Source organism: Pseudomonas sp. BIGb0558, from assembly GCF_024807515.1.
GTDB classification, from domain to species: domain Bacteria; phylum Pseudomonadota; class Gammaproteobacteria; order Pseudomonadales; family Pseudomonadaceae; genus Aquipseudomonas; species Aquipseudomonas yamanorum_A.
Window position 1 is genome coordinate 163310 of sequence record NZ_JANUEW010000013.1, and the last position, 9775, is coordinate 173084.

Below are 9775 nucleotides of genomic sequence, written 5' to 3' on the forward strand. Positions count from 1 at the left end.
ATTGAGCACGGAGCGACGCCATGACCCAGAACATCTACGACACCGAGGTTTTCTTCGAGGGCTACAGCAAGATGGGCCGCTCGGTGGAAGGCCTCGCCGGCGCCCCGGAGTGGCCGGCGTTGCAGGCCATGCTGCCGCCGATGTCGGGGCTGAACGTGGTGGACCTGGGTTGCGGCTACGGTTGGTTCAGTCGCTGGGCCTGGGAGCAGGGCGCCGAGCAGGTGTTGGGGCTGGACGTGTCCCACAAGATGCTGGCGCGGGCGAAGGAGATGACGTCCTCTTCGGGCATCACTTACGCCATTGCCGACCTTGAGCAACTTGAGCTTCCCACCGCCACTTTCGACCTGGCCTACAGCTCGCTGGCCTTCCATTACATCGTCGATCTCAAAGGCCTGTTCGCGCGTATCCATCAAGCGCTGGTGCCGGGCGGGCGGTTGGTGTTTTCCATCGAGCACCCGATCTTCATGGCGCCCCGGCAACCGGGTTGGCTGATTGATGATCAAGGGCGCAAGAGCTGGCCGGTGGACAGTTACCAGCTGGAAGGACCACGGGTGACCAACTGGTTAGCGGATGGCGTGATCAAGCAACATCGCACCTTGGGCACGTTGCTGACGTTGTTGATCGAGGCGGGTTTTACCTTGAGCCATGTCGACGAGTGGGGCCCGAGCGAGGCGGACCTGAAGGCCCGCCCGGCACTGGCCGAAGAACTGGAACGGCCGATGATGCTATTGGTCGCCGCTCACCGCTGACACCGCTATTGGCCTGCTTCGCTTTCCAGCTTGCGGGCCGCTTCCACGCCGGACGCAGTGAGCTTGATCGGCAGGTTCAGCGCGTGTTCCCCGGCATCGTTGCAGGTCACATGGCCTTCCTTGATCCACCCGCGGTCCTGCAAGGTGGCCAGGGCGCTGGCCACCACTTTTTCACCTCGGTAGTTGTCCAGCACTTCCTTGCCCAGCCCACTGGGATGGGCGTGGAGCAGGCGGGTGAGGACTTCTTTTTCGAGATTGTGATCGACGTTCATGCATACCTCTTCACTGGGAAATGGTTGGGTGTTCGTCTTTGCTGCGCGTTAAGGCGCTGGCTGTTTTGGCGCGCCGGGGATGTTTGAGTCATCACCTTTGTTGATCGATGGCGAAGTGGCGCCCGGGCCAATTTTGCCGTTAGGCACCGCACCGCTGTTGCGATTGGTATCGTTGCCTTGGGTGTGCGGGTCTTTGCTGTTGTCGATGATCGCGCCGCCGTTGGTGTCCATGCCGGTGCCCATCGAGTCCTTCGACTCCTGGGTGGCCGGGTTGGGCGGGCTGCCGACCGGGTCTGTCGGGCCAGTGCTGGAACCTGTGGAGGCGGCAAAGCTGCTCAGCGAAACCGCAGACAGCAAACCGGTGAGGGCGAGGGCGGCAAATTTGGAAGTCGTCATGATGGTGTCTCCATATGATTAATGTCCTTACCTGATATTGGTCCGCCCCTGTTTGCGATTCGTGCCTCGATACCGACGAACGGTCTTAGGTCGCTTGTAAGATTTTGTGTGATGCGATTCGACGCCAGATCAAGCGCGCCACCGTGATCAACCAGTTGAGCGACGCCACGGCCAGCACGCTCATCAACAGGGTCGGCATGCCGTATTCGACGATGACCTTGCCCGCCAGCAACGGGAAACCGAACACCCCGATAAAGTACGCCAGGCTGAACAACAGCAACGCCTGGGACGTAGTGCCGGCAGGTGCCTCGTTGGCCGCCAACCCGTTGATCACCGAATACGTCAGGCCATAACCCACGCCCAGGGTGACCGCCGCCAGCAGGTAGCTGAAGTTGCCACTGACCTTGAACCCGAACAGGAAAATCGACACCAGCATCAACCCGGACAACACACACGCCGCCCAATACGGATCACGCCTGACCACGATGCTGGCGATCAGCAGGCGGCTGGTAATCGCCGCGCTCATGAAGCCCAGGAAGAACAGCGAATAGTCCAGCCCGTGCAGCGCCGCGTAGCTGGTCTGGAAACTCGACAACCCGCCAAACACACAACCGCCGAGGCCCACCATGATGATCGCGAACACCGCCCTGGACGACAGCACCTTGCGCGTGGCCGACCACGAAATCTTCGACACCGGCGCAGTGTGCTGACTGAGTGCCGCACCCAGCCGCCAGAAAATCACCACGCCCACCAGGCTCGCCAGCGCTGCGATATGGAACGCCGCCGTCAGCGAGAAATCCAGGGCACTGGCCGCCCGACCCAGCAGCGGCCCGGAGCCGATCCCGGTCATCATGCTGCCCGACAGCAGGGCGAAATACTTGGCCCGTTGCGCCGGCTCCACCAGCATCGCCACGATGATCGGCCCCAGTGTGTAGAACACGCCCCAGCCCAAGCCCAGCGACAAGCCAAAAAACATCAGCCCTTCGCCAAACCCCGGCGCCAATGCAAAGCCCAGGCACGCCACCACCAGCAATATGCCGAGGAGGGCGATCGAGCGGGCAGCCCCCAGCATGTCCGCCAGATGGCCGGAAACCAGCACCGCTACAAAGGTGCTGAGCATCGCCATGGAGATCACGCTGCCGGCGTCGTGTTCGTTGCCGCCACGGGCATGGATCAGCAGCGACAGCAAGAATGTCGAACCATATGACAAGGAAAGCAGGTAACTGGCGAGGCAGAAAAGGGCGAACAGTTTCCCGCCAACCGCAGGGGAGGAGTGCATGAAGAGGCCTTGCGTCTGTTGGATTTATGGCCAACTTTTTACCATGCACAGCCCGAGGGTTTGTTCTGTGGTTAGCGGTTCTTGCATTAGCTCGCAGCGGAGTATGGCGTGCCGATTTCTTCGATGAACAGGTCCATGAATCCCTTAAGCCGCTCATGCCGGATCAGCGCCAGGCGTTGCCCGGTCGGCGTCTGAAATCCGTCCGCCAGATGCAGCAGCTTGGTCTGGAAATGGTCGAGGCAAAAGCGCTTGTCGTCGTACTCGCGGTGCCGTGCCGTTGGGTCTGCCGGGTCATACAGCCCGCTGCCCATGCGCCCGGCGATGTAAAACGTACGGGCCACGCCGATCATGCCGAGGGAATCCAAACGGTCGGCGTCCTGCACAATCTTCGCCTCAAGGGTCAGCGGCGTCAGGCCCGCCGAAAAGCTGTGAGTCTCGATGGCGTGGGTCACCGCAGCAATCGTCTCGGGCTGCCATCCCAGCCCCTGCAAAATTTCACCGGCCTTGTCCGCCGCCAGTTTCGATGCCTTGGACCGCAACGGCGAATTCTTCTCCACCGCCACGCAGTCATGCAGCAGCACCGCCGCCAGCAGCACTTCAAGTTCGCCGCCTTCCTCGGTCTGGATCGAGCGCACGTTGTGCCACACCCGCTGCAAGTGGGACAGGTCGTGGGCGCCGTCTTCCGAAGGCTCAAGGGCGTGGGGCAATAAAGTCGCGGCGAGGTCGGTCAGTGGCGTGAAGGGCATGGGGATTCTCAACGGTCGATAGCCTGCAGGTTAGCCGCGAAGCAAATTGCACTGCAATCGGTCATTAAACCGCCTTAGTATGTGTGCTCTTTTCCCTGACAAGGCCAGTCCATGACCATCGAGATTCGCCCCGCCGTGCCCAGCGATGCTGCGCAGATCCTGACCTTCATCACCGAGCTGGCCGACTACGAGAAAGCCCGTCACGAAGTGATTGCCAGCGTGGTGGACATCGAGCGCAGCCTGTTCAGCGAAGGCGCCACCGCCCATGGCCTGATCTGCCTGCGGGATGGTTTGCCGATCGGCTTTGCGGTGTTCTTTTTCAGCTACTCCACGTGGCTCGGCAGCAACTGCCTGTACCTTGAAGACCTGTACATCAACCCCGAACAACGCGGCGGCGGGGCGGGCAAGAAATTGCTGCGCCACCTGGCGAAAATCGCCTGCGACAACGGCTGTGGGCGTTTCGAGTGGAGTGTGCTGGACTGGAACGAACCGGCCATCGCGTTCTACAAATCCATCGGTGCCCAGCCCCAGGAAGAGTGGGTGCGCTACCGCATGGAAGGCGACGCCCTCAGGGATTTCGCGCAGGGCTAGCACCCTGTAGGAGCAAGCTTGCTCGCGAAGAACCAAAGAGCGCCGCGGGGTTTCAGATTGTCCGCGTCAGCGTTAACGCCCTTCGCGAGCAAGCTCGCTCCCACAGAAAACAAACCGGCCTTCGTGGCCGTTTTTTTATGATTATTCTCACTATATGGGATGATAATTTATATATTGAGATATTCGGGTTTCTGGGTTTATAGTCTTCTGCATCAGCACTCACTACCAAAAACAAAACAGGTGAAGCGATGCAGGCACAACCGTTGTCGTTACCCCCGGTGCCCGAGCCGACTTACGGCGAGCGACTGAAGAACAAGGTCGTGGTCATCACCGGCGCTGCACAAGGCATTGGCGAGGCCATCGTGGCTTGCTTCCAGGCGCAGCAGGCGCGGCTGGTGATCGGTGATATCCAGGCTGAAAAGGTCGAGCAAGTCGCCGCCCATTGGCGCGAACGCGGCGCCGAGATCTACGCGCAACCCGTCGACATCACCTCCAAGGATCAATGGCGTGCCCTGGTGGACGTGGCCATCGAACGTTTTGGCCGTGTCGATGTGCTGGTCAACTGCGCCGGCGTCAACGTGTTCCGCGACCCGCTGGAAATGACCGACGAAGACTGGCGCCGCTGCTTCGCCATCGACCTCGACGGCGCCTGGTACGGCTGCCGCACCGTGTTGCCGCACATGATCGAGCAGGGCATCGGCAACATCATCAACATCGCCTCCACCCATTCCAGCCACATCATTCCCGGCTGCTTCCCGTACCCGGTGGCCAAGCACGGCCTGCTCGGCCTGACCCGCGCACTCGGCATCGAATACGCGCCCAAGGGCATCCGCGTGAATGCCATCGCGCCGGGCTATATCGAAACCCAACTCAACGTCGATTACTGGAACGGCTTTGCCGACCCCCACGCCGAGCGTCAGCGCGCCTTCGATTTGCACCCGCCCAAACGCATCGGCCAGCCGATTGAAGTGGCAATGACGGCCCTGTTTCTGGCGACCGACGAGGCGCCCTTTATCAATGCCACCTGCCTGATGATCGATGGCGGGCGGTCGGTGATGTACCACGATTAAAACTTTTCCAAATAACAAGAAGAGGTGGTTCATGTTCAAGAAGACACTAGGCACCCTGGCACTCACGATGGCACTCAGCGGCCTGGCTTCTGCCGAAGAAGTGAAGATCGGCTTCCTGGTCAAGCAAGCCGAAGAACCCTGGTTCCAGACCGAATGGGCCTTCGCTGAAAAAGCCGGCAAGGACCATGGTTTCACCGTGATCAAGATCGCCGTGCCCGACGGTGAGAAAACCCTTTCCGCCATCGACACCCTGGCCGCCAACGGCGCCAAGGGTTTTGTGATCTGCCCGCCGGACGTGTCCCTCGGCCCGGCAATCATGGCCAAGGCCAAGCTCAATAACCTGAAAGTGCTGGCGGTGGACGACCGCTTCGTCGACGCCAAGGGCAAGCCCATGGAAGACGTGCCTTACGTCGGCCTGGACGCCTACAAGATCGGCCAGAAACAAGGCGAAGCCATGGCCACCGAAGCCAAGCATCGCAACTGGGACTGGAAGGACACCTACGCCGTCATCAATACCTTTGACGAACTGGAAACCGGCAAGAAACGCACCGACGGTTCGGTAGAAGGCCTCAAGGCCGCCGGCCTGCCGGTGGACCATATCCTGTTCACCGCACAGAAAACCCTCGACGTGCCGGGCGCCATGGACTCCACCAACTCGGCCCTGGTGAAGCTGCCCAGCGGCGCGAAAAACCTGCTGATCGGCGGCATGAACGACAGCACCGTACTGGGCGGCGTGCGCGCCACCGAAAGCGCCGGCTTCAAGGCGCCGAATGTGATCGGCGTGGGCATCAACGGCACTGACGCTATCGAAGAGCTGAAAAAATCCGACACCGGTTTCTACGGCTCGATGCTGCTCAGCCCCGACGCCTCCGGCTATAAAACCGCCACGGCGATGTACGAGTGGGTCACCAAGGGTACGGAGCCGGCCAAGTTCACCGCACTGGATAACGTCACCCTGATCACCCGCGCCAACTTCAAGGAAGAGTTGAGCAAGATTGGTCTGTGGAAATGAACAGCGAAGCCCTGCGGTTTAACGGCATCGGCAAGGAGTTTCCCGGGGTGAAAGCCCTGGCGCAGATCAGCTTTGAAGCGCGGCCCCATTCGGTGCATGCGCTGATGGGCGAGAACGGCGCGGGCAAGTCGACCTTGCTGAAAATCCTCGGCGGTTTTTATCCGCCCAACAGCGGCAGTTTGCAGTTGGGCGAGCGCAGCGTGAGTTTCAAATCGGCGGCCGACAGCATCGCCAGCGGCATCGCGGTGATTCACCAGGAGCTGCAACTGGTGCCGGAAATGACCGTCGCCGAGAACCTGCTGCTGGGGCATATGCCATCGCGCTTTGGCGTGGTCAATCGCGGCGCGATGGTGCGCAAGGCACGGGAATTGCTCAAGGGCCTGGCGGATGAAATCGATCCGAACATGCGCCTGGGCAGCCTGTCCCTCGGCCAGCGGCAACTGGTGGAAATCGCCAAGGCCATGTCGCGCAATGCCCATGTGATTGCCTTCGACGAACCCACCAGCAGCCTCTCGGCCCGTGAGATCGAGCGGCTGATGGTGATCATCGCAAGGCTGCGGGATGAAGGCCGGGTGATCCTCTACGTGTCGCACCGCATGGAAGAAGTGTTCCGGATTTGCGATGCGGTGACGGTGTTCAAGGACGGGCGCTTTGTGCGCACGTTCGAAGACATGGCGCAGTTGAACGTCGACCAGTTGGTCAACTGCATGGTCGGGCGCGACATCCAGGACATCTACAACTACCGGCCTCGCGAGCACTTCGGTGAAGCGCTGCGGGTGGAAGGTTTGCTCGGGCCGGGGTTGCAGGAACCGGTGAGCCTGCAGGTGAACAAGGGCGAGATTCTCGGGCTGTTCGGCCTGGTCGGGGCAGGGCGTACGGAGCTGTTGCGCCTGCTGGCCGGGCTGTCCCGCAGTACCGAGGGTGCGCTGGTGTTGCATGGTGAAGCGCAGACGTTCAAGTCACCGCGGGATGCGATTGCAGCGGGTGTGCTGCTGTGCCCCGAGGACCGCAAGAAGGAAGGCATCGTGCCCCGCGCCAGTGTCGCGGAGAACATCAACATCAGTGCGCGCCGTGACCATGCCCGCTTCGGGTGGCTGATCCAGGGCGGCTGGGAGCGTGCCAACGCCCAGCGACAGATCAGCGCGCTGAACGTGCGTACGCCGTCTGCCGACCAACCGATTCTGTTCCTGTCGGGCGGCAACCAGCAGAAGGCGATTCTGGGACGTTGGTTGTCGATGCCGATGAAAGTCTTGCTGCTGGACGAACCGACGCGCGGCATCGATATCGGTGCCAAGTCGGAGATCTACCAGATCATCCACAACCTGGCGGCCAGTGGCATTGCGGTGATCGTAGTGTCCAGCGACCTGATGGAAGTGATGGGCATTTCCGACCGCATCCTGGTGATGAGCGAAGGCGCCCTGACAGGCGAATTGACCCGCGACCAAGCGGACGAAGCACGGCTGCTGCAACTGGCTCTTCCGCGTACGCGGGACTGAAGAACACGAGAGGTAGGTATGTCACAGGCAAAAACCGCGAAAGGCTTCTGGCCGGGCTTCAACCAGCGCAAGTTTCTCGATGATTGGGTCATGCTGCTGGCGGCCTTGAGCATCTTTGTGCTCAGCGCCATTTTCATCGACAACTTCCTTTCGCCGCTGAACATGCGCGGCCTCGGGCTGGCGATTTCCACCGTGGGCATTGCGGCCTGCACCATGCTGTTTTGCCTGGCATCGGGGCACTTCGACTTGTCGGTGGGCTCGGTGATCGCCTGTTCGGGCGTGGTGGCGGGGATCGTGATCCGCGACACCGACAGCGTGTTCTTCGGCGTGTCGGCGGCGTTGGCCATGGGCCTGGTGGTGGGGCTGATCAACGGCATCGTGATCGCCAAGCTGCGGATCAACGCCTTGATTGCGACGCTGGCGACCATGCAGATCGTGCGCGGTCTGGCGTACATCTTTTCCAACGGCAAGGCGGTGGGCGTGATGGACGAAGGCTTCTTCGTCTTTGGCAACGGCCAGCTGTTTGGCGTGCCGGTGCCGATCATCATCACCGTGTTGTGCTTTGTGTTTTTTGGCTGGCTGCTGAACTACACCACCTACGGGCGCAACACCATGGCCATTGGCGGCAACCAGGAAGCCGCGTTGTTGGCCGGGGTGAACGTTGACCGCACCAAGATCATCATCTTCGCCGTGCACGGGGTGATTGGAGCGTTGGCCGGGGTGATCCTGGCGTCGCGCATGACCTCGGGGCAGCCGATGATTGGCCAGGGGTTCGAGTTGACGGTGATCTCGGCGTGCGTACTGGGCGGAGTGTCGTTGAGCGGCGGGATCGGGATGATCCGGCATGTGATTGCCGGGGTGCTGATTCTGGCGATCATCGAGAACGCGATGAACCTGAAGAACATCGATACCTTCTACCAATACGTGATTCGTGGGTCGATCCTGTTGCTGGCGGTCATTATCGACCGCATGAAACAGCGCTGACTTCGGGAGTGATAAAGCTTTCTGTGGCGAGGGAGCCTGCTGTGGCGAGGGAGCTTGCTGTGGCGAGGGAGCTTGCTGTGGCGAGGGAGCTTGCTCCCGCTGGGCTGCGTAGCAGCCCCAATACCAAACACCTCACCCATCCAGGCAAAACGCGGTCGCCTGTTTCAGGGCCGCTTCGCGCCCCAGCGGGAGCAAGCTCCCTCGCCACAACAGTCGCGACCGACCATAATGCTCGCCGTTTTCGTACTTCCCAATAGGCCCGATATGCAGGAAAACGCCCAAACTCCCGTCAAAGAAGCCGCGCCCACCGGCACCCAGACCCTGCTGCGTGGCCTGGGTGTGGTGCAGGCCGTGGCGGCTGGCGCGCGGGATCTCAAGGAGATTGCCAAGCGCATCGGCACCACCCGCAGCACCACCCACCGCCTGGCCAGTTGCCTGGTGGAAGAACGCTACCTGCGCGTGGTGCCGCAAGTCGGCTACCTGCTGGGCCCCAAGCTGATCGAGCTGGGTTTCCAGGCCCGTGAAGAGTTGCCTTTGGTAAGCCTCGCGGTGCCGTATCTGGACGAGTTGTCGGCGTTGACCGGCGACACCATCCACCTGGCCATTCGCGAATACGACGACGTGCTGTACCTGCACAAGAACCCAGGCCGCAACGGCCCGGAAATGCGCTCGCGGGTAGGCCATCGCATGCCGCTGGCGCGCACCGGGATCGGCAAGGCGTTGCTGTTGGATGACAGCGTGGAAGAGTGGCAGCGCCTGTATCAGGTCAGCCTGCCCACGGGCGGCAAGAACCTGCAGTGGCCGCAGCACCCCGAGCAATCCTGGGCACAGTTTGAACAGCGCATGCAGGAATACGTGGCGGGCGGTTATGCGTTCGACCTGGAAGACAACGAACCATCGATCCGTTGTGTCGCGGCACCGGTGCGCGATGCCAGCCGGCGAATCGTCGCCGGCATCAGCATCGCCAGTACCGTGCCCTACATGCCACTGGAAAAAATGGCCGAGCTGATCCCTGTGATCAAACAGGTCGCAGCGCGGCTGTCAGCGGAGTTGGGCGCGAAGGCCTGATCTTCCCCCCCCCGTTGGCGGCGGGGGGGGCGTGGGGCGGGGGGGGGGAGGTGTTTTCAATTGCACACCCGGAGCCACCACACCACAGAAGCGCCACGAACAATGGGGGCGG

11 protein-coding genes and 1 pseudogene are annotated in these 9775 nt (G+C 61.4%); 7 read left to right on the plus strand and 5 right to left on the minus strand.

Going from position 1 to position 9775, the window contains the following annotated elements; all coding sequences use genetic code 11:
• Positions 1-20 precede the first annotated feature (20 nt).
• On the plus strand, positions 21-749 hold the full coding sequence (locus tag M2400_RS17845) for a class I SAM-dependent methyltransferase (protein WP_259195985.1): 729 nt from the start codon (positions 21-23) through the stop codon (positions 747-749).
• Between the two features lie 5 nt (positions 750-754).
• On the opposite strand, the gene M2400_RS17850 is transcribed toward M2400_RS17845, so the two are convergent.
• The 4 genes from M2400_RS17850 to M2400_RS17865 form a co-directional block, all read right to left on the minus strand.
• Positions 755-1021 (minus strand): hypothetical protein, encoded by a 267-nt coding sequence (locus tag M2400_RS17850; protein ID WP_017475797.1) that lies wholly within the window; start codon positions 1019-1021, stop codon positions 755-757.
• 48 nt (positions 1022-1069) lie between these two features.
• Entirely contained in the window at positions 1070-1417 is a 348-nt protein-coding gene (locus M2400_RS17855) for a hypothetical protein (protein ID WP_259195984.1), read from the minus strand.
• An 85-nt stretch (positions 1418-1502) separates the two neighbouring features.
• Positions 1503-2696, minus strand: a complete 1194-nt coding sequence (locus M2400_RS17860) for an MFS transporter (protein ID WP_177077335.1) — start codon at positions 2694-2696, stop codon at positions 1503-1505.
• An 86-nt stretch (positions 2697-2782) separates the two neighbouring features.
• The gene (locus M2400_RS17865; protein ID WP_177077333.1) at positions 2783-3442 is read right to left on the minus strand and encodes an HD domain-containing protein; all 660 of its coding nucleotides are present in this window, start codon (positions 3440-3442) and stop codon (positions 2783-2785) included.
• Between the two features lie 111 nt (positions 3443-3553).
• Between M2400_RS17865 and M2400_RS17870 the strand changes: the two genes are divergently transcribed.
• Positions 3554-4033, plus strand: coding sequence for a GNAT family N-acetyltransferase (locus M2400_RS17870; RefSeq protein ID WP_004371239.1), 480 nt, complete (start codon positions 3554-3556; stop codon positions 4031-4033).
• Positions 4034-4038: 5 nt separating this feature from the next.
• On the opposite strand, the pseudogene M2400_RS17875 reads toward M2400_RS17870, so the two are convergent.
• A pseudogene (locus M2400_RS17875) lies at positions 4039-4146 on the minus strand (outer membrane lipoprotein carrier protein LolA); the annotation flags it as partial.
• A 135-nt stretch (positions 4147-4281) separates the two neighbouring features.
• Between M2400_RS17875 and M2400_RS17880 the strand changes: the two are divergent.
• From M2400_RS17880 to M2400_RS17900, 5 genes are all read left to right on the plus strand, one after another.
• A complete protein-coding gene (locus M2400_RS17880; RefSeq protein WP_177042980.1) occupies positions 4282-5103 on the plus strand; it encodes an SDR family oxidoreductase in 822 nt (273 codons plus the stop codon).
• 31 nt (positions 5104-5134) lie between these two features.
• Positions 5135-6115 (plus strand): substrate-binding domain-containing protein, encoded by a 981-nt coding sequence (locus tag M2400_RS17885; protein ID WP_177042981.1) that lies wholly within the window; start codon positions 5135-5137, stop codon positions 6113-6115.
• Positions 6112-7611 carry an L-arabinose ABC transporter ATP-binding protein AraG gene (gene araG / locus M2400_RS17890; protein ID WP_177077329.1) on the plus strand — a complete coding sequence of 500 codons (1500 nt, stop codon included), beginning with the start codon at positions 6112-6114 and terminating at the stop codon, positions 7609-7611. The genes M2400_RS17885 and araG overlap by 4 nt, the downstream gene beginning before the upstream one ends.
• Before the next feature lie 18 nt (positions 7612-7629).
• Complete coding sequence (gene araH, locus M2400_RS17895) at positions 7630-8595, plus strand: L-arabinose ABC transporter permease AraH (protein ID WP_177042983.1); 966 nt, start codon at positions 7630-7632, stop codon at positions 8593-8595.
• Between the two features lie 264 nt (positions 8596-8859).
• Positions 8860-9663 (plus strand): IclR family transcriptional regulator, encoded by an 804-nt coding sequence (locus M2400_RS17900; protein WP_004371229.1) that lies wholly within the window; start codon positions 8860-8862, stop codon positions 9661-9663.
• The last annotated feature ends 112 nt before the right edge of the window (positions 9664-9775 follow it).

Coding starts and splice junctions, on each gene's coding strand:
- M2400_RS17845 (WP_259195985.1), top strand. CDS start 21: ATGACCCAGAACATCTACGACACCGAGGTTTTCTTCGAGGGCTACAGC.
- M2400_RS17850 (WP_017475797.1), bottom strand. CDS start 1,021: ATGAACGTCGATCACAATCTCGAAAAAGAAGTCCTCACCCGCCTGCTC.
- M2400_RS17855 (WP_259195984.1), bottom strand. CDS start 1,417: ATGACGACTTCCAAATTTGCCGCCCTCGCCCTCACCGGTTTGCTGTCT.
- M2400_RS17860 (WP_177077335.1), bottom strand. CDS start 2,696: ATGCACTCCTCCCCTGCGGTTGGCGGGAAACTGTTCGCCCTTTTCTGC.
- M2400_RS17865 (WP_177077333.1), bottom strand. CDS start 3,442: ATGCCCTTCACGCCACTGACCGACCTCGCCGCGACTTTATTGCCCCAC.
- M2400_RS17870 (WP_004371239.1), top strand. CDS start 3,554: ATGACCATCGAGATTCGCCCCGCCGTGCCCAGCGATGCTGCGCAGATC.
- M2400_RS17880 (WP_177042980.1), top strand. CDS start 4,282: ATGCAGGCACAACCGTTGTCGTTACCCCCGGTGCCCGAGCCGACTTAC.
- M2400_RS17885 (WP_177042981.1), top strand. CDS start 5,135: ATGTTCAAGAAGACACTAGGCACCCTGGCACTCACGATGGCACTCAGC.
- araG (WP_177077329.1), top strand. CDS start 6,112: ATGAACAGCGAAGCCCTGCGGTTTAACGGCATCGGCAAGGAGTTTCCC.
- araH (WP_177042983.1), top strand. CDS start 7,630: ATGTCACAGGCAAAAACCGCGAAAGGCTTCTGGCCGGGCTTCAACCAG.
- M2400_RS17900 (WP_004371229.1), top strand. CDS start 8,860: ATGCAGGAAAACGCCCAAACTCCCGTCAAAGAAGCCGCGCCCACCGGC.